Source organism: Limosilactobacillus coleohominis 101-4-CHN (genome assembly GCF_000161935.1).
GTDB lineage: Bacteria > Bacillota > Bacilli > Lactobacillales > Lactobacillaceae > Limosilactobacillus > Limosilactobacillus coleohominis_A.
In genome coordinates this window covers 370,678-394,988 of sequence record NZ_GG698802.1, presented here as the reverse complement: position 1 = coordinate 394,988, position 24,311 = coordinate 370,678, and the positions used below count along the sequence as shown (strand labels likewise).

Genomic DNA, 24,311 nt, shown 5'->3' with positions numbered 1-24,311 from the left:
AGCAATGCAAAGTCGGCGAGATGTTCAAAAAAAGCAAAATCGCATTAATGGAATGCGCCTATTCCGGCGGATTGTGTTAACGATCTTGGGAATTATTTTAGTGTGCTGGATTTCATTTGCAATTGCCAACCACCCCCGCAGTCAAGCTCGTCATGAGGCATATGCACTGGCTAGGAAGTACGCGAAGGTGGATCAACCGACAGGTTTCTACGTGTATAATCGTGAAAAGACTTACTATACGGTAGCTGGTCAAAACCAGCACCGGCGTCAAGTGCTCGTGATCATTCCTGCCAAGGGTGGTCACATTACGGTTGTTAATCAGGCCAAGGGACTTAATAGTCAACAGGCAATTGCCAAGGTCAAGGCAAATGAACGGCCCCGACGAATTCTCAGAACGGCTCCCGGTTACTTTAATAATAAAGTGGTTTGGGAAGTTACTTATGTTAATTCAAAGGGTGCGTTATGTTATGATTTAATTAATTTCCATAATGGTAAATTTGTACAAAAAATTAATAACTTATAATTTTGAAATGAGGGATATTTAATGGAGACAATTACAATTAGTCAAGCTCCCCAGCATGTCGGGGAAACGGTTAAGATTGGTGTATGGTTAACTGATAAGCGGTCCAGTGGTAAGATTGCGTTTTTGCAATTGCGGGATGGTTCTGGATTTTTCCAAGGAATTATTCGAAAAAATGATGTTGACGAAGCAACTTTTGAAGCTGCTAAGCATGATTTACACCCTGAGACTAGCTTTGTGGTTACCGGGGAAATTGCTGAAGACAAGCGGTCCAAGTTTGGCTATGAAATTCATATCAACGATCTTGAAATTGTTGGACAAAGTGATGAATACCCAATTGGTAACAAGGAACACGGGATTGATTTCTTGTTAGATCATCGTCACTTGTGGTTACGTTCGCGGAAGCCATGGGCTTTGATGCGGATTCGGAGCCAGGTGAAGCTTTCCACAATGGAGTTCTTTGATAAGCATGGTTTTACGCAATTTGATGCGCCAATTTTGACTTCTAGTGCACCAGAAGGAACGACGGAACTCTTTAATGTCGATTACTTTGATGAAGATGCCTACTTGTCCCAGTCTGGACAACTGTATGGTGAAGCAGGGGCAATGGCCTTAGGGCGAATTTATACAATGGGACCAACTTTCCGGGCGGAAAAGTCCAAGACCCGGCGGCACATGACGGAATTTTGGATGATTGAACCTGAAATGGCATGGTGTCATGAAGAAGAAAGTGAAGAAATCCAAGAGCAGTACGTTGCTTACTTAATTCAGGACTTGATTGATAAGTGCCCAACAGAACTTGAAATGGTTGGTCGCTCCGTTGAAAGCTTGAAGCCATTTACTGAATTACCTTATCCGCGGATCACTTATAAAGAAGCGATTGAAATGCTGCAAAAGGGTGGCATGGATGTGAAGTATGGTGATGACTTTGGTGCGCCAGAAGAAACGTTCCTTGCCGACCAATTTAATAAACCGGTCTTCATTAAGAACTATCCACGGTCAATTAAGGCCTTCTACATGCCAACAGATCCTGAGGATGCACAGCAAGTTATTTGTGCGGACTTATTAGCACCGGAAGGTTATGGTGAAATTATCGGTGGTTCTGAACGGTCATACGACTACGAATACATTACTTCTAAACTAGAAGAAAATGGTTTGAGTAAGGAAGATTATGGCTGGTATGACGACTTGCGGAAGTACGGTTCAGTTCCACACTCTGGATTTGGAATGGGACTAGAACGGTTCCTCTCATGGGTTACTCTTCAAGACCATATTCGGGAAAATATTCCATTCCCACGGATGTTGAACCGTCTGCGCCCATAAATTTCAACAGACCAAGGCCGATACCATTTAGAGTAGATTATTAATTACACATCGAGTCCCAGAGTTCAACGATGGTTGTCCTTTGGGACTCGTTTCCGTATTACTGAACTAGGCTTGAAATCATCTTATTAACCGAAAGGAGTTTTATAATGGCTCAACAATCCTTCATGGAAAAGTATGTTGCTGCAGGCACGACCGCGGTTAGTAACTTGCTTCTCCACCATTACCATGAAATTGGGATGACGACGGCGGAATTAATGGTTTACATTGAATTGCGTTCTTACATTGATCGCGGCCAAGGTGATCCTGCGGTCAGCCAAATTGCCCGTCATTTAGGGACGACGGAAGATCAAGTTTATGATCTAATTAATCAAATGATCAAGGATCATTTGATGGTCCAAAAAATGGTAAAAAGTACTGATGGCAAAGAGAGTATGGAATATAATTTTGCTCCATTACTACATAAATTGCAGCGCTTAATTGAGCAGCAAACGACAACCACTCACCAGCAACAAACGAAGAATCAGCGCCAAGAGTTATTTGCAACTTTAGAGACGGAATTTGGGCGTTTGTTAAACCCGATTGAAATGAGTTTAGTGAACGACTGGCTGGATCAGGATCATTATGATATTGAAATTATTAAGTTAGCTTTACGGGAGACCGTCTTAAATGGGAAGTATAATTTTAAATATATGGATCGGATTTTGAGTAACTGGGCGCGACAAAATCTTAAAACTCCACAAGCGGTGAAAGTGGCAATGAAACAATTTGATGAACAACATCACTATTCAAGTGGTAATACTCAGCACGGGGTCCAACCATCAGGACAAAAAATTCCAATTTTCAAATTAAATAATACGGATTCTAATAATTCATAAATTCCGCCAAAAGTTTTTAAGAATTAGTAGCTTTCAGTATTTTTACTAGGCAACGTTGTATAATTAGCTTAATAAAAAATGTGGAGGATAAATCATGAAAACCACAACTAAAATTATTTCCTTAGCGTTATTAGCCACTACGGTGGTGGGGATTGCCAGCCTGCCAACACAAGCGGTAATGGCTGACCAGCAATCGGTGAGCGCAAGTAGTCAATCAAATACATCCACTCTCTCATCATCTTATGTTGTTTATGGTGCTGGGGCACCCCAAAGTGTTTATAGTGACTTAAATGATACGATGGATGTTGATTCGTCTTTTAAGAAATTAACGGCGACAGCGGCTGATTATCAACAGTATATTGGCAATGATTCATCGACGACGAATGCCGCGATGATTTCATCAGTATCGATTGCGCCGACTGATCCTGGTTCAGGTGTTAAAGTTAATATTCGTAAGTATAATGGTAAGTCAAACATTACCAAAGTCACTGCGCAACAGTATGCGATGGTTGCACAAATGGCTGGAGTAACGGATATTACAATTAATGTTACCGCTAACCGTCCTGTTTCTGGCGAGTCGGCATTGACAGGTGTTTACAAAGCATTTGCAGCGGATGGACACCAACTAAATCCTCAAAACACCAGTGCGGCTAACTCAGTTATGGATGCTACACAAGGAGCTATTGATGCAAATTCGGATGATAAGAACTATGCTGGTAAATTAATGGCCGCCGTTGGTGATGTTTCTAAGCAGATTGCCCAAAAGAAACAGAATAGTGGGGAGTTAGCCACTAAACAGGATATTCAAAAGATGTTGAATGACGCGTTGGAAAAGCGGGGAATTGAAGATCAAACGTCAACGCGCCAACAAAATAAGATTGCTAATTCTCTAGTTACTTTCCAAAATTCACCGATTTCCTCAAGTAAGACATACGTTAATAACGTCACTAACACAATTAACAATGTTAAAAATTCAAGCGGCAATTTGATGAATAAAGCTAAGCAGTGGGCGAATAGTGATTCTGCCAAGCAAGCTGAGCAGCAAGCTTCAAACTGGTTCCAACGGTTGGTAAACTGGGTTCGTTCTTTCTTTAATTAAGTAATTGAACATTATTATTTAAAAAAGCTTTGTCAAATTAGTGACAAAGCTTTTTTTATGAGTATTTTTGCTAAAAAGTCAAGTGACTTCATAATTCATGATAAGATATTACTTATATTGAATAAGGAGAAAGACAATTGACAAATCATAACCAAGTCAGAAAAGGGATTCTCTGGGCGGCCATGGCGTCGTTTAGTTGGGGGATTTCAGGAACGGTTCTACAATTAATTTCACAAAATCTGGCCATTCCAGCCTCATGGATGCTATCGACGCGGACGTTCTTTACCGGATTGATTTTACTAATGATTAGTGCCTTTTTATACCGAGGACAAATTTTCAACGTCTTTAAGGATCGGACCAGTTTGATCTCGGTATTTACTTACGCGATTTTTGGGTTAGCGTTTAATTTGTTGACCTTCTACTACGCAATCCAAACCGGGAACGCATCCACTGCAACAATTTTGCAGTACCTCTCACCGTTGTTCATCGTGCTTGGTTCGGTCATTTTTCAACGTAAAATGCCAATGCGGAGTGATTTGATTGCGTTCATTCTGGCATTATTAGGGGTCTTCCTTTGCATCACCCGGGGAGATTTTTCTCACTTAGCAGTACCATTTATTTCTTTGATGTGGGGACTCGGTTCAGGAATTACTGCTGCTTTCTATGTTGTTTTACCCAAGAAAGCGGCTGCCAAGAATCCACCATTAGTAGTCCTCGGTTGGGGAACGATGATTGCTGGAATCTTCTTCAATTGCTTTCGACCATTTTGGGCAAATCCACCTCACTTGACAGTAACTCTGGTTTCTTCAGTTGCTACGGTAATGCTCTTTGGGACCATTATTCCTTTTGGAATGTTACTGTATGCTTCGCGAATTGCTCCATCTGACGTAATTAGTATTATGGATGCAGCACAACCGATTACGACCAGTATTTTGAGTGTTATTTTCTTCCACTTAAATATGAACTGGGTCGAAGCAGGCGGAATCTTAATTGTGATTGTTGCAATCTACATTCTTCAACGTGGTCGGCGTGAAAACACTGCTGTTGCTCCTGAACTAAATGATGATGAAGCTGATTTTCACTATTAAAATAAGCTAATCTAAGCGGTCTGGTTTTCCAGGCCGCGCTTTTTTATCCTTTGTTAAATCAAATCAGCAATTGGTCCAGAAGTTCACAATTGAGCAAAGTTGCTAATTACAAAATAAATTCATCTTGGATTCGTTGGTTTAACAACAACGTAGCCGGGTAGTGTGCATAGTAATTACCGTGTAAATGTACACAAAATTGAATAATATAAAAAAAGATGTAGAATACTATATGTAAGCGTTATCAACTTAGACAATTATTAAGGAAGTGCAAACAAATGGTTCAATTAGATTTTGAAAAATTAAAGCACACCCCACAATACCAAACACTGCAGGTGTTGAACGAAAACGGGGAAGTTGTGAACCAGGATATGATGTCTGATTTAACGGATGATCAACTGGTAGACCTATTTAAACAAATGATCTGGTCACGGATTGTTGATGACCGGACGACCAAGCTTAACCGCCAAGGGCGACTTGGCTTCTTTGCACCCACTGCTGGTGAAGAGGCTAGTCAGATGGCTTCCAACTACGCCATGACGAAGGATGATTACCTGCTCGGTGGTTATCGTGATGTTCCGGAACTAGTTAAACATGGTTTGCCACTTGCCAAGGCCTTTATGTGGTCCAAAGGCATGGTTAATGGTAATAAGTATGAGGCAGATTTGAATGCGATGCCGCCACAAATTATTATTGGTGCCCAGTATGTACAAACTGCTGGAGTCGCGCTTGGCTTAAAGAAGAAGGGCAGCAAGGCGTTTGCTTATACCTATACTGGTGATGGTGGAACTTCGCAAGGTGACTTCTACGAAGGAATGAACTTTGCGGGCGCATTCAAAGCCCCAGCCCTCTTCATAGTTCAAAATAACCTTTATGCAATTTCTGTACCACGGGAATTGCAAACGGCTGCGCCAGTTTTGGCACAAAAAGCGGTGGCTGTTGGTATTCCTGGTGTGGTTGTTGACGGAATGGATGCCCTGGCGGTTTATACTGCAGCTAAGCAGGCGCGTGACTACATTGTTGCTGGAAATGGCCCAGTCATGCTAGAAACGCTGACTTATCGGTACGGTCCCCACACTTTATCAGGTGATGATCCAAAGCGCTACCGGACTAAGGAAGAGGAAGATGCTTGGCATGCTAAGGATCCGTTAACTAGGATGCGGAAATTCCTAACCGCCAAAGGGATCTGGAGTGAAGAACAAGAAACAGCCTACGAAAAAGAAGTTGAAGCAGAAATTGATGACGCCATTCATGAAGTTGAATCTCAACCAGCGGAATCAGTAACTGAATACCTTAAGAATGAATTTGTGGAAACACCACCAGCAATTCAAAAACAAATTGATGAATATACAGCAAAGGAGGGCAAGTAATCATGGCTAAATTAACAATGATTAAAGCAATTACCAACGCCCTAGATGAAGAATTGGCCCATGATGATCAGGTGCAAATTTTTGGTGAAGATGTTGGTAAAAATGGTGGTGTCTTCAGAGCTACCGATGGCTTGCAAGCAAAGTATGGAAAAGATCGGGTTTATGATACGCCGTTAGCTGAATCCGGCATCATTGGGTTAGCCAATGGTTTGGCAATGCAAGGCTTCCGTCCCGTTCCGGAAATTCAATTTATGGGCTTTGTTTTTGAAGCATTTGATCAAATTGCTGGACAATTAGCTCGTGAACGGTTCCGAATGGGCGGATCAAGGAAGTACCCAGTCACGATTCGAACACCATTTGGTGGTGGTGTACACACTCCAGAACTGCATTCTGACAGTTTTGAAGGGTTGGTTGCACAAGTTCCAGGATTACGAGTGGTTGTTCCAAGTGGCCCATATGATGCCAAAGGACTTTTGATTTCTTCCATTCGTTCTGACGATCCGGTTATTTTCTTGGAACACATGAAGTTATACCGTTCTGTAAAGGAAGAAGTTCCAGAGGATGCCTATACAGTACCGCTGGATCAAGCGGCCGTAAAGCGGGAAGGAACCGATGTTTCAATTATCACTTATGGTTACATGGTTCAAGCGAGTCTTAAGGCTGCCGATCAACTGGCTAAGGAGGGCATTAATGCGGAAGTTGTCGATTTGCGAACGATTGCCCCATTAGATGAAGACACAATTCTTGCCTCCGTGAAAAAGACTGGTAAGGCGGTTCTGGTTCAAGAAGCGCAACGTCAAGCTGGCGTTAGTGCTCAAGTAGCTGCCCTAATTGCGGAAAAGGGGATTTTATCACTGGATGCCCCAATTAAACGGGTGGCAGCGCCAGATACGCCATATCCATTTAGTCAAGGTGAAACGGCATGGTTGCCAAATACGCAAGACATTGTTGATGCCGTTAAAGAAACCGTTAATTTTTAATGAGGTGAACAAAGAATGAGTGAGAAATACCAATTTAAATTGCCAGACATTGGTGAAGGAATGGCTGAAGGGACTGTCGGTGAATGGCATGTCCAAGAGGGCGATACCATTAAAAAGGACGATGATCTCGTTCAAATTGAAAATGATAAGTCCGTCGAAGAACTGCCGTCACCCGTGGATGGAACGATTGATAAGATTCTTGTCCCAGCAGATGAGACTGCTGAAGTTGGTCAACCATTAGTAGAAATGACGGTTGCTGATGGACTCGGTAATGTTGATGCAACGGCAACGCCAGCTACAAAACCTGCAGCCCCCAAGCAAGATGATAATAGTGCCGCTGGTCAGGACATTTATGAATTTAAACTACCGGATATTGGTGAAGGCATGGCTGAAGGAACTGTCGGTGAGTGGCATGTCAAAGTTGGCGATACCATAAAAAAGGACGATGATCTCGTTCAAATCGAAAACGATAAATCTGTCGAAGAATTACCATCACCCGTTGACGGAACGGTGCTGGAAATTTTGGTTCAACCAGATGAGACAGCCGAAGTTGGTCAACCACTCGTTAAGCTTTCGGTAGCTAAAGGGTTGGGCAACGTTAGTGGTTCAGATACTACAAGTACTTCAGCTCCGCAGCCTCATGCTGCTTCAACGAACGATACTAATCAAACTGCTCCTGCTCAAGCTGACCACTCTGTACCGGTTTTGGCAATGCCTGCAGTTCGTAAGTTTGCCCGTGATAATGACGTTCAATTGACGGCTGTCAAGGGAACTGGTCGTCATGGTCAAATCTTGAAGAGTGATGTTGAAGCATTCATGAAGGCGCCATCATCAGATACTGTCGCGTCAACCACTTCCAATGAAACAGCATCAGCTAAACCTGCTCCGGTAAGTGCGGATAGCGCATGGCCAACGCACGCTGAGAAGATGACACCAGTGCGGAAAGCAACGGCGAAGGCAATGATTAAGTCGTCATCAGAAATTCCAATGATTCATCTCTTTGATGAAGTTAATGTGGATAAGCTCTGGGATCACCGTAAGAAATATAAGGAATTGGCGAAGGAACATGGTGTTCATTTAACCTTCATGGCTTATATGACCAAGGCATTAGCGGTAATTATGAAGGAATTCCCAGTCTTTAACGCTACTGTTGACATGGATAATCACGCTATTAACTACCGTGACTACATCAATGTGGGAATTGCTACGGATACTGATCGTGGCCTGTTTGTACCAAATGTTAAGCATGCTGATTCACGCAGCTTATTTGCGATCGCCAGGCAAATTTCGGCGAATACCGCAAAGGCCAAGGATGGTAAGTTAAGTGCCGATGACATGGGACACACCGGAATGTCAATTACGAATATTGGCTCTATTGGTGGTGGCTTCTTTACCCCATTGATTAATTGGCCTGAAGTAGCGATTTTAGGCATGGGGAAGATTTCTCCAGAACCAATTGTCGAAAATAATCAGGTTAAGATTGCTAAAGTGCTTAAACTTTCACTGGCTGTTGATCATCGCATCATTCATGGTGGAACTGCACAACGGGCAATGAACCGGTTAAAGGAATTATTAGTAGATCCAGAATTACTGTTAATGGAAGGATGATTGAATAATGGTTGTAGGTGATTTTCCAATTGATTTAGATACTGTTGTGATTGGTTCTGGTCCTGGTGGTTACGTTGCTGCGGTTCATGCTGCCGAGTTAGGCCAAAAGGTAACAGTAATTGAAGAAAATGATCAGCTCGGCGGAGTTTGCTTACGGGTTGGTTGTATTCCTTCAAAAGCGTTAATCCAAGTTTCGCATGATTATCAAACTACGTTGCATTCCGCAGATGAAGGAGTTGCTGCTAGTGATGTTGATTTAGATTGGTCAAAGGTCCAAGGATATCGTGGTTCAGTTGTTCAACGAATGACCAATGGGGTGGCTTACCTCTTTAAGAAAAATAAGATTGACGTGATTCACGGACGGGCCTTTTTGAAAGATCAACATAGTTTACGGGTCATGAAGGGTGATAGTGCACAAACCTATACCTTCAAGAACTTAATTATCGCGACAGGCAGCCATCCAATCGAAATTCCAGGATTTAAGTTTAACGGCCGGGTGATTGATTCGACAGGTTTGTTAGAGCTTCAACAACAGCCAAAAGAGTTAGTAATCATTGGTGGTGGCTATATCGGTTGTGAATTAGCATCAGCATATGCCAACTTTGGGACCCACGTTACCATCTTAGAAGGAACTGACGCCATCCTGCGAAATTATGAAAAGGATGTTGTTAAGATTGCGCAAACGAACCTTGAAAAGCGGGGCGTCACCATTGTTACAAATGCCATGGCAAAATCAGCGGTTGATGATGGCAATGGGGTTACTGTAACCTATACCTTAAATGACAAGGAAGAAACCGTTAATGCTGATAATGTCTGTGTTGCAGTTGGTCGGCGACCAAATACCAAGGACATCGGTTTAGAGCAGGTTGGCATTCAAACTGATCAACGGGGGTTAATTAATGTCGATGCCCAAGGACGGACCAACATTAATAACATCTATGCGATTGGTGATATTGTTGCCGGAGCCGCACTTGCGCATAAGGCTAGTTATGAAGGCAAGGTTGCGGCTGAAGCAATCGCCGGTCAAAAGTCAGTGGTTGATTATCGAGCAATGCCGGCGGTTTGCTATGTTGATCCAGAAATTGCGACGACTGGATTGACCGTTGCCGAAGCTAAGGATCAGGGCTTGGATGTTAAATCAGCAAAGTTCCCATTCTCTGCTAATGGCCGGGCAGTTTCTATGCACGCGCCAGATGGTTTTGTTCGACTCGTCTTTACCAAAGACCAGTCACAAATCGTGGGTGCTCAAATTGTCGGTGCGGATGCCTCTGATTTGATTAGTGAACTTACACTAGCGATTGAATCTGGTGCAACGGTTGAAGATGTGGCTTTAACTGTCCATCCCCACCCGTCACTTTCTGAAGCAATTATGGATAGTGCTGATGTTGGTCTTGGGATGCCAACGAATATTTAATACAATGGAAAGAGAATTAAAGTAATGCAATATTTAGCAATGAAAAGTCATGACATTCGTCGTAATCTAGCTACTGAACAATATTTAATGAATAGTGACCGAATTAAGCCACCATTTATGTTGTTCTACATCGAGCAAGATTGTATTATTGTTGGGCGGAATCAAAATACCCTCGAAGAAATCAATCAACAATATTGTGAGGAACATGGGGTAACGGTTACCAGGCGGCTTTCCGGTGGGGGAGCAATGTACCAAGACCTTGGTAATCTATGTTTTAGTTTTGTGGTACCAGCGGATGAAATTCGGTTTGGTGATTTTAAAGACCTCGTTAAACCAGTTGTCGACGCCTTGCATGAAATGGGGTGTACCGGAGCTGAAGTCACGGGTCGTAATGACATCGTGGTGGACGGTAAAAAATTCTCTGGTAACGCGATGTATACCCGTGGTGGGAAAACGTTCTCTCACGGAACCTTAATGTACAACGTAAATACTGATTTGGTTGCGCATGCACTCCGGGTGCCAAAGGATAAAATTGCTTCGAAGGGCATTAAGTCCGTTCGTTCACGAGTTACCAATATCATGCAGTATCTGAAACCGGAATATCAGGATTTAACGACAATGGAATTTCGGGATGAATTAATTAAGCACATTTACCATACCGATACCTTAAAAGCGGCTCAGAAAAATGAATATCATTTGACCACCGAAGATAACGCTGCAATTGATAAAATTGAAAAGCAATTGTATAAAAATTGGGATTGGGTCTATGGTAAATCACCTGAATTTACGGTTAAGAAACGACACCACTTTACGAGTGGTACGATTGATGCCCGCTTCTTAATTGAAGATGGTTTAGTTAAAAACCTAAAAATTTATGGTGATTTCTTTGGGACTGCCAATGTCCAAGATTTGGAAGCGGCAATCAAAGGCTTGCGGTATGAACCCGCAGCTATCCGAGCAGCGTTAAACCAGTTTGATTTAAACAAGTACTTTATGGGAATTCCCCAAGCGGATGTGATTGATTTAATTGCTGAACAGCATTAATAATAAACTCATGGGCTCTAGAATTTGGTTTTGCCAAACACTGGAGCCCATTGATGTAATAATGAATGGAGGGGTGAGGAATGCAGTGGGTGCCAAGTCATTATCAAGCAACACATGATATGAGTGCATTGCCGTTTCATTATGATGAATTATGCCAAGTGGTTAAGGTAACGCCGACAATTAGTGGGAACCAAATGCGCCTGAAATTAACTAATCGCTTTGGTCGGCACGTGTTATTATTTGACGACGTGCAGGTGGCAAGCACACCGCATTTTACAGCTGCGCAACAAATAACCTCTCATTATCAACCGCAAATTATAATTCCAGAACATAGTGTCATTCGGACGGATCCAGTAACATTTCCAATCAAGGTTGGTCAACCTGTCTACATTAAGATGATTGCAAATCATCCTCAGGAGTATGTTGATTTTGCTTCGACTTATCAAACAATGCTTACCAATGCGGCCCTTTCACGGCAGAGTGATTTCATTCCGCCGCTCACGGAGCGATGGCGGAACCGCAAAGGGTGGTTCAGTTTAGAAAGCTTGGAGGTATCCTCGTCAATTAACCCTGTATACGTTGAGATTACCGGTGACTCACTAGTTGAAAGCGGGATGGTGGTCGCCGAACTGATTCGTAATTTCAATCAATCTAATCCAAATCAACTTTGTTGGTTGCAAACTGGGATTTCTGGTAATCAGCTCTGTCATGATGCACCAATGGAAGAACCATTATATGAAACTTTTGGGCGCAGCCTTTTAAAACGTCTTCAGAAATCAACGTTGCGGCCTAATATGACCATTGCTATCATCGGGACAAACGATCTGATTTTGCCGTTTTATAGCAAAACGATGGCAGAACAAAACGTAACCCCTCAAGAAATTATCAGCGGATATCAAGAACTGGCTGCCATTTGTCGTGCTCGACAAAGCAAAGTATTAACAACTACCATTGCACCATTCCGTTTATTTGATTTACCTGATCCCTTACCGGCAGAGCAAATTATTACCAGCCAACGGCGAACGATTAATGCATGGTTGCGTCAGCGGTCATGGATTGTCGATGGAGCACGTCAACTCCGTGATGCCCACGATAATTTGTTGACCAAATACGATTTTGGTGATCATCTGCACTGGTCACCAGCAGGCGGTCAAGAAATTGCTAAACTGTTGATTCCACAGGTTAAAAATTGGTTAAATGAAAAGAAAAACAGTCGCTAATACCATCTTGGCATTAGCGACTGTTTTCTATAATTATGGAGTTGTTGGAGCTGAATTTTGTCCAGTTCCGGATGTTTCAGTATTATTTCCAGTAGCACCACCGTTACCATTGTTATTGCCTTCGGTAGCAGATGAACTAGCAGCACTGGAGGAATTATTACTGCTGCTTTCGAAGTATGAACTGACGGAAGAGGATAAGCTCGAACTAGAACTTTCACTGCTTGAAGAACTAGATGAACTATCACTATCGTCGATGGCAGTGTATTCAAGCGCCCACTTAGAGTCCTTAACAACAAGGCCACGCCGTCCACGATAAAGAACCGCTTCAACGGTATCAGGCATTCGCCAATCACTGGCGTGGTTCTTACCGTCTAAGTATTCCATAATTGCGCGGTAAAGTAAGATCGCGGACTTTTCATAAGCACTTGAGATTGAATTCTTCATTGGTTGATCATAACCAGTCCAGATGGCTACTGAGTAATTCTTCGTATACCCAGCCATCCATGAATCCATAACCCCAGATTGACTATGGCCAGAAGGATAATTCGTGGTCCCGGTCTTGCCGGCTTGGTGGACACCACTAATGTGGGCAGCGGTCCCCGTACCATCGGAACTGTCAATGACACCCTTGAGCATGTAGGTAATCATGTATGCTGTCGCCTTGCTCATCGCACGTTTACCATGTTTCCCATAGTTAATGGTCTTGCCATCCTGAGTAGTGATTGATGAGATGTAGTAAGGTTTGTAATAAGTCCCACCATTTGCAAAGGCAGCGTAGGCTGCTGAAACTTGTAGTGGTGAAACATATAAGCCGATCCCGTTATTCAATGTAAAGGCCTTCTTCTGGGAAATTCCTAATCCGTTCAAGAAAGTTGTTGCCCGAGAGATGCCGACCTTTTGTAAGGCCCGAATAGCAGGAATGTTTCGGGATTGAACCAGTGCGTCTTGCATGGTCATGGTTCCCTTGGTCTTGTTATCGAAGTCGTGAAGCTCAGTATTGGTTCCCGGCCAAACAAACTTAGTATCGCGCAAGGTGTAGAAGGTTGGCCAATTCAGATATTCAATTGCCGGACCGTAATCCATCAGCGGCTTAGCAGTAGAACCAGAAGAACGGTTAGTTTGGACCGCTCGGTTCAAACCATATACAATGTTTCCGGTATGCCGACCACCTAGCATGGCAACGATTTGACCATTACGAGGGTTAGTAACCGCCACTCCAGTCTGCATTTGACTGCTTTGGAAAGAGACGGAATTGTTTGCGGCATCATACAATTTATTCTGTGCGCCAAGATCCATGTTGGTGTGCACTTGAAGTCCGTCGGTTTGGGGGTTGTAACCCTTTTGTTCTAGTTGGGCCAATACTTCTTTGACGTAGGCGTCAATAACGGGTTCCTTAACGTTAACATCATTTGACTTAGTATTGCCGTGCGTTTTGTCTAAACCATCGGTCACGGCTTCTGATTTAGCGCTGTTCGCTTGGGACTGACTAATATACTTGCTTCGCACCATGGCATTTAAAACTTGGTTACGCCTGATTGTGGCGGCTTTAGTATCACTTACCGCCGGGTTGTAGTAAGTTGGTGACTGTGGAATTCCCGCCAACATGGCCATTTGGGCCAATGACAATTCATTTAGATTTTTACCGTAGTAGTATTGAGCCGCGGTCTTCATTCCGTAGACCCCGTTTCCCATGTAGACTTTATTGATGTAAAACTTCAAAATTTCATTCTTTGAAAAGTTTCGATCAACGTTAATTGCTAGCCAGGCTTCTTGGGCCTTACGTTTAAAAGTTCGATCTGAAGCAGCTGTTGAGAAGACGGAAAGCTTAACTAATTGCTGGGTGAGGGTACTACCACCCTGCGTCCCATCAGAATGGTGGAACACATTATTTAAGGCCGCCCCAACAATCCGTGTTGGGTCAACCCCGTGATTTTTATAAAAGCGCCGATCTTCAATCGCAACCACAGCGTGTTTTAAAGTTGTTGGAATTTCGTTTGATTTAGCATATTGCCGTTTTTGGGCTCCCAAACGGGAAACCACTTTATTGTTGGCATCGTAAATCGTTGTGGTGGATTGACTAGCTAATTCACTTCGATTGATTTTGGGTGCACTGGATGCCCAGTAAAAGAAGAGGACAGCTCCCGCAATAATTAGTAAAACGATAATTCCCACGGCCCACAGGAGCACTTTTTTGATCAGCGGTCCGCGACTAGTGCTTTCCTCCAGCTCATCATTTTGGCGACGGCTGGGAAATTCGTCATTATTCATTCTTTTCTCCTTTTTTATAGATGGCAATTAACCGATCAACGGCTGGTAGGTATTGGAGCCGTGGATTTAACCCATATTTGACGGGAATGCCATCTTTTTTAATGGTGGTCAGAGTAATTGAACTTTTTCCGCCATTTTGTTGGTCTTGCCAGTAGGCAAAAAGTTTGGTTGCCGGTAATAAGTATAGCAAATCCAAAGTGGTGAATTTAATGAATGCAAAGCAGATACCACCTTGCTTAACACATGCCATCAAATGATCAATTTGGTGTTGATGAAAGTTCTTCAACGGGAATGATCGTTTATTGCGGGTTTCCTTTGCATCAAAGTCAATGTAATAACCCTTGTAGACCCCATTATAGTCAGTTGTTGAAGGTCGTCTGAAGTAGGCTTCCTTGATTACTGCAGCACTTCGCTTTGGGTAATCAACTTTTACCAATTGAATGGGGGTTGGCTTTTTATGAATTACCGCTTGGTGGGTGGCTCGGTAGTATTGATTGCTTTCGTTAATTTCTTTTTCCAAGGACATTCCACGCTTGCTATATGAAGATTGGCGTGGAGCGGGTAAATGATTCACCAGTTTTGTCCGGTGAAGGTGTGGCCCCTGTCCACTTGGATAGTGAATACTCATTATGGCTCCTCCCTTGACTACGTGCTATTATACCAGAGAAATAAAAAATACATTCAAGAGAAATAAAAAATACATTCAATAGTTAATCATAATATGGAGGAATTGAAGTGTATCGTGTCTGGATAACTGGCTATCGGGCCTACGAGTTAAGCGTTTTTCAGGACAATGACCCGAAAGTGAAGGTTATTAAAAATGTCTTAAAAAAAGCGCTCATTGAGCGTCTAAACAACCATTCAGATGAATTTTGGGTCATTAGTGGACCGCAAATGGGGGTTGAACGGTGGGGAATTGAAGTTGCTCATGAGCTCAAGAAAACTTATCCCCAGTTGAAAACCTCAATTATGGACCCTTATGCACAGGTGGCTGCGCGTTGGAAAGCAGAGAATCAAGAAAAATTAATGGCGACTGTGCAACGGGTTGATTTTCATGCGTCAGTCAGCAATCAGCCGTACCAATCACCACAGCAATTACAGAATTATCAACGATTTATGCTTGAGCATACAGATGAATTACTTACGGTTTTTGATGTTGATCGGGAGTCCGAGAGCGAACAAGTCAGTAAGCCTTCGTGGGACTATCGGGCCGCGATTAAATATCAAGAGAACCATGACTACCAGTTAACCACGATTGATTTTGATGAACTCCAGGAAGCAGCAATGGAGTTAAATGAGGAGCAAAATCCGGATTATTAATTTTTTATTGAGATTTTAAGTTTCTGGCGCATGATACTTGTAATTATAAAGGAAGTCCGCTAGAATAATATGTTGTCGGATTATTTATAGATTGAGGTGTTTAGGTTGGATAACATTAAGTTTACGCCACAAGATATTTTGCATAAGCAATTTAAAGAAAAAAGCATTGGGAAGGGGTACGATGTTGATGATGTCGATTCATTCTTAGATGACGTCATTAAAGACTATGATACCTTTAATAAGACTGTTCAGTCCCTTCAAGACGAAAATGAACGGCTCAAAGCAAAAGTTGACGAACTTAACCGTCAAGTTGAGGTTGGTTCTTCTATTGGTGCCAGTGCACCAACCAATAGTCAGCCGGTATCCAATGCCACTAATATGGATATTTTAAAGCGGCTATCCAACTTGGAACGTCGGGTGTTTGGCTCACAACTAAATAACGACGATAACGATTCACACCTTCTTTAATTGAGATCCGCAAAAATCTGAAATAATTTGCAGACTTTGGGTAATCGAGCACAGCAATTGTTGTGTTAGGAAGGTCCATGCTCGCACGAGCTGCGATGCTCGTAGTGTTTGTGCTCGCTGAAACGATAAGGCGGGGCACCGATTTTCGGTGACGGCGGAAAAAGCGGCTACGGCTTTGGCTATGCCCTAGTATTCCTGAAAAGTGCCACAGTGACGAAGCAGGATTGGAAACAATTCTGATGGAACGCGGTAAACCCCTCAAGCGGTAAACCCAAACTACGGTCGGGGAGCTTTGGATAACAAATTGAAGTGATTCCAGGGGAGTGTCTTTGACGCTGAGATAGATGATTACCACTGTATAATTTGTGCCTGACGATTATACTTTGACAAAACATGGCCTACAGAAGTTTGCAATTCAGGTGCCCGGTTTTCCGGGCTTTTTTTGTATTCGCAATTATTAATAAAATTATTGAAACTCAACCAGAGGAGCAGTACACTAAATTTGTGATATTTTGATTACTGTAGGGAGGAATATCAAGTAATGACTAGTAAAAAACAACTTTCCGCCTTGTTAATGAGTGCGGTGCTTGATGGCTCCACATTTTTGGTGCCAATTGTAATGGCTGATACGGTCAATGGGAGTGTTGAAGAACAGGCTGATATCACCAATTGGGTTGCAAATACCCCAAAACAAATTTCTGACAATATGGCAATGCAGCATATTAATACTAATGATCTCAATGGCACTAAGTACATTGTGCAGTGGGGCGACACTTTGTCAGGAATTTCTGCTGCAACAGGGATTTCGGTTGCAAAATTAGCTTATGATAATCATATTCAAAATATTAATTTGATTTACGCTGGGCAAACGCTGATTTTGAATCGGAACGGTAATGTACCAGAAAACTATCATGTTGTCGGTGATCCTAACCAGGTTGTCATTTCAAAAACAACAATCAATAACGGCCCCAAGAACGTTAAATTTGTAGTCAGCCCAAAAGTGACGGTTAATAACGATAACAGTACTAATACCACGACGACTAACAATGATTCTAGTAATGATCAATCATCAACTAATAATGAAACCAGTAGTGATGCCAAAGATGATAACGAGAGTACCAACAATAGCTCGACTAGTCATCATCAGAAGTCTTCTACTAAATCATCCAAGGCGCCAACAGATGCTGATGATTTAGCAGATGATTTAAGTAATGCTGCGGATGATAATGACGACAATTTGAGTTTTACTAAATACGACGAAGATGATGCCGATCATCTAAAAACCGTTGATTTAGATGATGATGCTGAAGCAATTAATAAAGCGGTCGCAAAGGGAAAGTTTAAGAAGGCAGAACGCCTCATTAAGAAGCACCTGGATGATGACCAAAAAGATGCAGTTGTCGACTACAAAGATGGTGAAGTTACTGTCTACACGAAGAAAGACTCTGATGATTCATCTTCTAGTGATCATGAAAGTTCCAGTGATCAGGACCAGAATAATGATAGTCAACAGGTAGACTCACAAGACGATAATGATGAGGATGACGACTAATGAAGATGTGGACACGAAAAAAGAAAATTACCATTAGTGTGATTATTGCCATTGTTGTGATCTTAGTGGGCGGTTATCTATTTGGAACTCACCGGGTCGCTAGTGCAGTTCCAGGACATGTCTACCAATATACGAGTGTCAATGGAAATAATAAATTGTACATGGCGTTTTCTAAAAATACTGATCAAGTGGTCGTGACAGCAGATAAGGACAAAGCGCTCAAAGCAAATGCCAACGATCGTGATTTCCAAACCATTTACAAAATGGGGAGAGTAAAAACGGCACCTGGCAGTATTTGGCAAAGGGAAGCCATTTGACACTCTCTAAATCGCAATCTGGTAACAATTCACGGTGGCAGTATAATCGGGTCCTCGTGTTGGGCAAGAAGATGTATGCTGGAAGTTTTACTTATCAGATTGCGAATGCCGGTCAAGGAATCGATCGTAAAAATACGACGTTTGAACAACTTCGCTAGACAAGCGACTTAAAATAGCCAGAATGACGTTTGTTATTCTGGCTATTTTCGTTCATAATGGATTAATGATGGAGGATTAATGATGAGGAGTTTTGCGCGTTCAATCAGTAGTTTAAAACAGGTACCAACTGTAGCGGAACTTACCGGGTCCCACCTGTTGATTACCGGTCAAACCGGAAGTGGCAAGACGACGACCACGCTATCATTATTGAGCCAGTTGCAGCAAACTACTGGAACGGTGATCGTGTTAGACCCAACGGGTGAATATACCCGATTACCAAATGCGGTGGTCTACCGACTCGGGGGCAATGCCTATCTTGATGCTGGACAATTCAGTGCAACTGAGTTATTACGCATTACTGGTTTACCACTTTCGCTTGCTCAACTACTGAACCAAGCAATGAATTCATTACGGATCAAGCAAAATCTTCAAGGGACTTTGCAAATCTTTAAAAAGATTAATTATCCAATCAATCAATACCTGCAACAAGTGGCGCAGTTGACTGACTGGAGTTCGTCGTATCCGATAAAGCTGCTTGCTCAGCAAATAATTGAGGAATTGATGGTACCATTTGCTGATCACCGGGCAAATTATGATGTTTGTGGTCAAGAATATGATTATCAGCAGATTCGTCAACTATGGTCATCACTAGTGAAATTACGAACCCAAATTGCTCAACCAGCGTTTCAATCATTATTTGGGACGGGGCAGCAGGATGGCCCGCTAACTGAATTAAATTATATTTTACGGATGTTTTTAACTCAGCCGGCTGACCATCAGACGTTGGTGATTGATTTATCCCCATTGAAACAATATGAGGCAGTGCAGGGTACAGTTATTTCTATCCTGTTGAAGCATTTATTAAACGAACGTTTACGGATTACTACTGATCAGTTACCGGTTAAAATTGTCATTGATGAAGCCCATCGCTACCTGCCAACAAATGGTGATTTGAAAAATAATGGTATTTTTCAAATTGCGCGGGAAGGGCGTAAGCTAAATTTAGCGTTAATTATCACCACTCAATCACCATTAGATTTACCGAGTGAATTGCGGTCACAGTTCGCCAATTTGATTGTTCATCATTTAGCGGCGCCGCAAGAATGGGCAGCCTTTCCATGGACTCATGAAAATAATGATCATTTGGCGACGGGTATGGCAGTGATGAAGTGCGGATTAAATGGTGCGGTAACGGCGAGGATTAATTTACCAGCATGGTGGGAAAGGAGCCAACATGGCATATATTAAGGAACTTCGACAACGAGTTGGTCACATGCCGTTGATTATGACCTCTGCTTCAGGAGCGTTATTGAATGACCAACGACAAATCTTATTACAAGAACGGGCTGATACTGGCAACTGGGGATTTCCGGGTGGTTATATGGAATACGGGGAAAGTTTTCACCAAACGCTGGTCCGTGAATTTAGGGAAGACGCTGGATTAAAGGTTCAACCCGTAAAGCTTTTAGGGATGCTGGATCAGGATTTGTATCAATACCCAAATGGTGATCTGGTTCAACCAGTGAACGCTTTTTATTTAGTTCGGTTAGATGATCAGCATCATTATGCAACCAAGCCGTCTGAAACAACTAGTTTAAAATACTTTGATGCTGATCAGCCACCCCACTTTTTTAATCAGCAATATGAAAAAATGTGGGCAATCATTGTTAAATATTTAAATAATTTGAAGTAATCAATAAATGAGGGATGAATTGTGCAAGAATATCAACTAATTGCCACCGCTGCGGCTGGCATTGAAGCAATTGTCGGCAAGGAATTACGTCGCTTGGGCTATGACACCAGAGTAGAAAACGGGCGGGTTCGTTTTACCGGAAACATTCGTGATGTAATGGTAACCAATTTGTGGCTACGGACGGCTGATCGGATTAAAATTGTGGTTGGTGAATTTGATGCAACGACCTTTGATGACCTTTTTGAACAAACGAAGGCTTTGGCGTGGGATCAATTGTTACCATTAGATGCAGCTTTTCCGGTGGAGGGAAAGAGTCATCGCTCCCAGCTGCATAATGTTCCCAGCGTCCAAGCAATCGTCAAAAAGGCAATTGCTGAAAAAATGATGGCGGTTTACCATCGACGAACGAAGCTTCCGGAAACCGGTCAGTTATATCCATTAGAAGTCGCAATTAATAAAGATTATGTCCTACTAACCTTAGATGCGACCGGTGAAAGTTTATTTAAACGCGGTTACCGCCGGGATAAGGGTGGTGCACCATTAAAAGAAAATATGGCGGCTGCTTTAGTGTTATTAGCCCACTGGTTTCCAGACAATCCGTTTGTTGACCCGGTTTGTGGTTCCGGAACGATTCCGATTGAAGCAGCATTACTGGGACATAATATTGCCCCTGGGATCAATCGGTCATTTGCCTGTGAGCAATGGTCAAATTTGATGCCATCTGGGTTACCTGATGATGTTCGGGATGACGCGGATGCGCAGGCTGATTATGATGTTAAGTTGGAAATTCACGGCTATGATATTGATCAAAAGATGGTGGAAATTGCCCAACGAAATAGTCAGGCGGCAGGCTTAACGCATGATATTACGTTTAAGCAGTTAGCAGTTAAGGATTGGCAAACAGATGAAATTAACGGTGTGATTGTTGCAAACCCACCTTATGGTGAACGGTTGAGTGACCGGGAAACGGTCCATGAATTATACCGCCAGATGGGTGAATTATACCGACCAATGACTTCGTGGAGTAAGTATATTTTGACGGCTGATTTAGAGTTTGAACACTATTATGGTGCCAAAGCAACCAAACGTCGTAAACTATACAATGGGGCATTGCGAACCGACTTATTCCAATATTGGGGAAAAAAGATTAGATAAAATTATAGGGACTTATGTCACAGCCCCCCCTCGAAATAATAAACTACTCGGAAAGAATTCTCGTAGGAAATGGAGTAATCAGCTAAAAAGAATAGCGCTCTACTGATTACGCTTTCATTGCAGCCCTTTTTAGCCATTTTGTTAATACTATTTAATAAATTTAATCAGAGAGGAACATCTGCTACTAAACATTGATGAGATCGGCCATTCTCAATAGCATACTTAGTTCTTTATAATTTTTAATTTTATGCAATTGATCCATTAACTGTTCATTTTGAATAAACTGTAATAAATTCTCTAAAATATGTAAATGTTTTTGTTGATCAACTGGAGCAAGGCCTACTACGAAATTAATTGGTTTTGAAGAATTTTGAATGAAAAATGGCTTTTTAAATAGAGTATAGCTAAAACCTAAATGCTTAACTCCAGCTTTTGGAGCTGCATGAGCCAAAAAAACACCTTTACCAATAGCCATATAGTCACCATTACTTTCAGTTAATTCAATTATTTTATTGATGTATTCATCAGTAATGATGTTCTGATATTCTAATTGTTTCAAAGAAATTTGAATAGCGTTTTTCCAATCTGTATTTTGCTGAATAACGTCTGTAGTATAGATCGCGTTTGTTAATTGTTGAGAAAATTGGTTAGTATTGTAAACACTATTAATATAATTCCTTAAACTATTTTCTAAGCCTTCAGGATCAACGATTCGTGCGTGATTAGAGATAATATCCATGATTATAGAAGGCTGTACTTTATTAGAGTTAGAAATTGAAGTTACACCAGCTTTTTGCAGTGTCCCTTCTATTTGCTGCCAATCATAATTACTAGGAATGACTGGTACGGTAATGACAGGGATACCTTCCTGCATTATTGGCAAATGGATAGTGCTTAATACTAGTTTGATATTTGAGTACGAGATATTTTCGTACTCAAAAGTGTTATAAGGCCCAATGAAGTTTACATCAGGATAGTGGCTACGAAGTTGTGATATCAATAATTCTGAAGTTCCAATTCCACTGGAACAAATTACTAGGACACCGCTTTTACTACGGGATAACTCTTGTGAATTTCGCAGTGCACCACTGAAATAAACAGTAATAAGAGCGATTTCGTCATCAGATAACTTTTGGTGAACAAAATCATTTAAAGGCTGAATAGCCAACTTTACAATTTCAAAAGTTTCCTTATAAACAATTTTAATCTTATTAACTAGTGGGTTTTGGTAATTTATTTTATATTTAACTCGATAATAAGTTGATACTAAATGAATCGTTAAATTTTTATTCAAAGTATTATCTGAGGGAGGCAGGCTGACACAAGCAATTTCGTTGAATCTTTTTATTATTTTAGCGGAGATCTCCCTTAGTGGAGGAATCATAGCATTGTCCGCACTGATATGTTGGAAAGCTTGAGTATTAACGATTTCTGCTAAAAAATGTGCTTCAGCTGAAGAGAAAATTTTAATGTCATTTAGCAGGCTAACCGCCCATGTATATGTTAAAGAATAATTGTCGTCTCCGTCGTTTGTAAGTTGTAACTCACATGATGGACGATTATGGATTCTTTCGCTTGACCATTTCATAAAGTTATTCAGCAATGCTAATGAATCGTCGGTAAATGAATTACCTGTAATACGTTCCAACAGACTTAGTTGTCTACTGAAGTTTTTGTCATTATCAAGTTTCATGTAAGGACTAATTAGAGATAATAATTCACGAAAATTTTCGAAAACCCATCTTCGCAAAGCTATTTCATTTCCGGTTAAAGTTTTGCCATTTTTTTCATTACTTAAAATAATATTCTTAGGTAATGCTTTTTTTATATTTTCTAGATCTTTTAAGACAGTATTTTTACTAATATTAAAAATTTTAACAAGTTGATTTAAGGAAGTAGTTGGACGAGAAATTAATACAAATTGCAGTAACAGTACTCGATCATGTCTATTGAGTATTTCAAACTTCAGACCGTTTTTAAATAAATCTGTAAAAGTAATTGGCTTTTTATCGATAGCTAATGAATCGGATAAAATTTGTCTTGTCTCAGGAGATAATTGATACCCACTGCCTCTGACATTTTCAATCGGATCTAAATTTTGCTGTTGTAATTCAATATTGGTCTTTTTTATTGTATAGAAAATACTTCTTCTGGAAAGTTTAAGGTGTTCCTTTAGAGTTTCTAAAGGAACTGCTGGAGTTGATTGTAATAGCTCGTTAATTAATGCGTTTCCGTGCTTAGTTTTTGTAAATTGCATATGCCTTATCCTAGTTAAATATCTTTTGGTTATATGATAGTTAACTTTTTGCACTTTATCAAGTCACAAGAGTGCACTTGTGAGTGGTTGTGAAATCGTTTACTATAATTGCGAAAAGAGAAATGAGGTGATTATTTGGCACTAGATTTATTGAATAGCGAAACGGTTCAAGTTCTAGATGGAGATACTTTGAATTGGCAGGGGGCTATTCGTAGGGCAGCTAAACCATTGGTTGATAATGGTACTGTCGGAACAGATTATGTTGAAGCAATGATTGATGTTGTTCAAGAAAAAGGACCATATATTAATATTGGCCCTAATATTGCACTAGCCCATTCACGCCCACGTCCTAGCGTTAAGCGAATCGGTTTGTCATTGTTAAAGACTAATGAATCAGTTGATTTAACTAGTAAAGACCACCCAGTTAAATTATGGTTCGTCCTAGCGGCTACAGATAGTACTAGTCACTTAAAGGTGATTCAAGAACTATCGCAAGTGTTAATGGATAGTGAACGGACAAATAAATTGTTAGCAGCAAAGTCTGTTGATGAGATTCTAGATGTTTTAAAGGATTAAGGAGG

At 41.4% G+C, this 24,311-nt stretch carries 23 protein-coding genes, 1 other RNA gene and 1 pseudogene; 22 read left to right on the top strand and 3 right to left on the bottom strand.

What is annotated here, in order from left to right; all coding sequences use genetic code 11:
- Positions 1-4 precede the first annotated feature (4 nt).
- The 12 genes and pseudogenes from HMPREF0501_RS01990 to HMPREF0501_RS01940 all read left to right on the top strand — a co-directional run bounded on the left by HMPREF0501_RS01990 (position 5) and on the right by HMPREF0501_RS01940 (position 12,541).
- Positions 5-523 (top strand): DUF5590 domain-containing protein, encoded by a 519-nt coding sequence (locus tag HMPREF0501_RS01990; RefSeq protein ID WP_006916144.1) that lies wholly within the window; start codon positions 5-7, stop codon positions 521-523.
- 21 nt (positions 524-544) lie between these two features.
- Positions 545-1,843: an asparagine--tRNA ligase gene (gene asnS / locus HMPREF0501_RS01985; protein WP_006916143.1), complete on the top strand. Its 1,299-nt coding sequence runs from the start codon at positions 545-547 to the stop codon at positions 1,841-1,843.
- Between the two features lie 149 nt (positions 1,844-1,992).
- Positions 1,993-2,721, top strand: coding sequence for a DnaD domain-containing protein (locus HMPREF0501_RS01980; protein WP_006916142.1), 729 nt, complete (start codon positions 1,993-1,995; stop codon positions 2,719-2,721).
- A gap of 94 nt (positions 2,722-2,815) precedes the next feature.
- Positions 2,816-3,820, top strand: coding sequence for a DUF1002 domain-containing protein (locus HMPREF0501_RS01975; protein ID WP_006916141.1), 1,005 nt, complete (start codon positions 2,816-2,818; stop codon positions 3,818-3,820).
- Between the two features lie 137 nt (positions 3,821-3,957).
- Complete coding sequence (locus HMPREF0501_RS01970) at positions 3,958-4,908, top strand: DMT family transporter (RefSeq protein WP_081443401.1); 951 nt, start codon at positions 3,958-3,960, stop codon at positions 4,906-4,908.
- 275 nt (positions 4,909-5,183) lie between these two features.
- On the top strand, positions 5,184-6,275 hold the full coding sequence (gene pdhA, locus HMPREF0501_RS01965; protein ID WP_006916139.1) for a pyruvate dehydrogenase (acetyl-transferring) E1 component subunit alpha: 1,092 nt from the start codon (positions 5,184-5,186) through the stop codon (positions 6,273-6,275).
- A gap of 2 nt (positions 6,276-6,277) precedes the next feature.
- The gene (locus HMPREF0501_RS01960; protein ID WP_006916138.1) at positions 6,278-7,255 is read left to right on the top strand and encodes an alpha-ketoacid dehydrogenase subunit beta; all 978 of its coding nucleotides are present in this window, start codon (positions 6,278-6,280) and stop codon (positions 7,253-7,255) included.
- Positions 7,256-7,270: 15 nt separating this feature from the next.
- Positions 7,271-7,444 (top strand): annotated as a pseudogene (locus HMPREF0501_RS09350) (biotin/lipoyl-containing protein); the annotation flags it as partial.
- Positions 7,445-7,639: 195 nt separating this feature from the next.
- Positions 7,640-8,863, top strand: coding sequence for a 2-oxo acid dehydrogenase subunit E2 (locus tag HMPREF0501_RS01955; protein WP_050755743.1), 1,224 nt, complete (start codon positions 7,640-7,642; stop codon positions 8,861-8,863).
- 7 nt (positions 8,864-8,870) lie between these two features.
- Positions 8,871-10,277 carry a dihydrolipoyl dehydrogenase gene (lpdA, locus tag HMPREF0501_RS01950; protein WP_006916135.1) on the top strand — a complete coding sequence of 469 codons (1,407 nt, stop codon included), beginning with the start codon at positions 8,871-8,873 and terminating at the stop codon, positions 10,275-10,277.
- Between the two features lie 24 nt (positions 10,278-10,301).
- Positions 10,302-11,321 carry a lipoate--protein ligase gene (locus HMPREF0501_RS01945; protein WP_006916134.1) on the top strand — a complete coding sequence of 340 codons (1,020 nt, stop codon included), beginning with the start codon at positions 10,302-10,304 and terminating at the stop codon, positions 11,319-11,321.
- Positions 11,322-11,401: 80 nt separating this feature from the next.
- On the top strand, positions 11,402-12,541 hold the full coding sequence (locus HMPREF0501_RS01940; RefSeq protein ID WP_006916133.1) for a GDSL-type esterase/lipase family protein: 1,140 nt from the start codon (positions 11,402-11,404) through the stop codon (positions 12,539-12,541).
- A gap of 33 nt (positions 12,542-12,574) precedes the next feature.
- On the opposite strand, the gene HMPREF0501_RS01935 is transcribed toward HMPREF0501_RS01940, so the two are convergent.
- Entirely contained in the window at positions 12,575-14,809 is a 2,235-nt protein-coding gene (locus tag HMPREF0501_RS01935) for a transglycosylase domain-containing protein (protein WP_040455616.1), read from the bottom strand.
- Complete coding sequence (gene recU, locus HMPREF0501_RS01930) at positions 14,802-15,437, bottom strand: Holliday junction resolvase RecU (RefSeq protein ID WP_006916130.1); 636 nt, start codon at positions 15,435-15,437, stop codon at positions 14,802-14,804. Before recU ends, HMPREF0501_RS01935 begins: the two co-directional genes overlap by 8 nt.
- A 107-nt stretch (positions 15,438-15,544) precedes the next feature.
- Here recU and HMPREF0501_RS01925 point away from each other — a divergent pair, with 107 nt between their 5' ends.
- The 9 genes from HMPREF0501_RS01925 (at position 15,545) to HMPREF0501_RS01895 (ending at position 21,473) form a co-directional block, all read left to right on the top strand.
- On the top strand, positions 15,545-16,129 hold the full coding sequence (locus tag HMPREF0501_RS01925) for a DUF1273 domain-containing protein (RefSeq protein ID WP_006916127.1): 585 nt from the start codon (positions 15,545-15,547) through the stop codon (positions 16,127-16,129).
- Positions 16,130-16,234: 105 nt separating this feature from the next.
- Entirely contained in the window at positions 16,235-16,597 is a 363-nt protein-coding gene (gene gpsB / locus HMPREF0501_RS01920; protein WP_191975852.1) for a cell division regulator GpsB, read from the top strand.
- Between the two features lie 32 nt (positions 16,598-16,629).
- An RNA gene (rnpB, locus tag HMPREF0501_RS08685) (RNase P RNA component class B) lies at positions 16,630-17,003 on the top strand.
- Positions 17,004-17,138: 135 nt separating this feature from the next.
- Positions 17,139-18,149, top strand: a complete 1,011-nt coding sequence (locus HMPREF0501_RS01915; protein WP_006916125.1) for a LysM peptidoglycan-binding domain-containing protein — start codon at positions 17,139-17,141, stop codon at positions 18,147-18,149.
- On the top strand, positions 18,149-18,466 hold the full coding sequence (locus HMPREF0501_RS09080) for a hypothetical protein (protein WP_223206773.1): 318 nt from the start codon (positions 18,149-18,151) through the stop codon (positions 18,464-18,466). The genes HMPREF0501_RS01915 and HMPREF0501_RS09080 overlap by 1 nt, the downstream gene beginning before the upstream one ends.
- Positions 18,463-18,624 (top strand): hypothetical protein, encoded by a 162-nt coding sequence (locus HMPREF0501_RS09075; RefSeq protein ID WP_223206772.1) that lies wholly within the window; start codon positions 18,463-18,465, stop codon positions 18,622-18,624. Before HMPREF0501_RS09080 ends, HMPREF0501_RS09075 begins: the two co-directional genes overlap by 4 nt.
- Before the next feature lie 79 nt (positions 18,625-18,703).
- Complete coding sequence (locus HMPREF0501_RS01905; protein WP_006916123.1) at positions 18,704-19,873, top strand: ATP-binding protein; 1,170 nt, start codon at positions 18,704-18,706, stop codon at positions 19,871-19,873.
- Positions 19,860-20,318: an NUDIX hydrolase gene (locus HMPREF0501_RS01900; RefSeq protein ID WP_006916122.1), complete on the top strand. Its 459-nt coding sequence runs from the start codon at positions 19,860-19,862 to the stop codon at positions 20,316-20,318. The genes HMPREF0501_RS01905 and HMPREF0501_RS01900 overlap by 14 nt, the downstream gene beginning before the upstream one ends.
- 21 nt (positions 20,319-20,339) lie before the next feature.
- The gene (locus HMPREF0501_RS01895; RefSeq protein ID WP_006916121.1) at positions 20,340-21,473 is read left to right on the top strand and encodes a THUMP domain-containing class I SAM-dependent RNA methyltransferase; all 1,134 of its coding nucleotides are present in this window, start codon (positions 20,340-20,342) and stop codon (positions 21,471-21,473) included.
- Positions 21,474-21,657: 184 nt separating this feature from the next.
- Here the strand turns inward: HMPREF0501_RS01895 and HMPREF0501_RS01890 are convergent, their stop codons facing one another.
- On the bottom strand, positions 21,658-23,730 hold the full coding sequence (locus HMPREF0501_RS01890; RefSeq protein WP_006916120.1) for a BglG family transcription antiterminator: 2,073 nt from the start codon (positions 23,728-23,730) through the stop codon (positions 21,658-21,660).
- 135 nt (positions 23,731-23,865) lie between these two features.
- Between HMPREF0501_RS01890 and HMPREF0501_RS01885 the strand changes: the two genes are divergently transcribed.
- Positions 23,866-24,306: a PTS sugar transporter subunit IIA gene (locus HMPREF0501_RS01885; protein ID WP_006916119.1), complete on the top strand. Its 441-nt coding sequence runs from the start codon at positions 23,866-23,868 to the stop codon at positions 24,304-24,306.
- Positions 24,307-24,311: the final 5 nt, after the last annotated feature.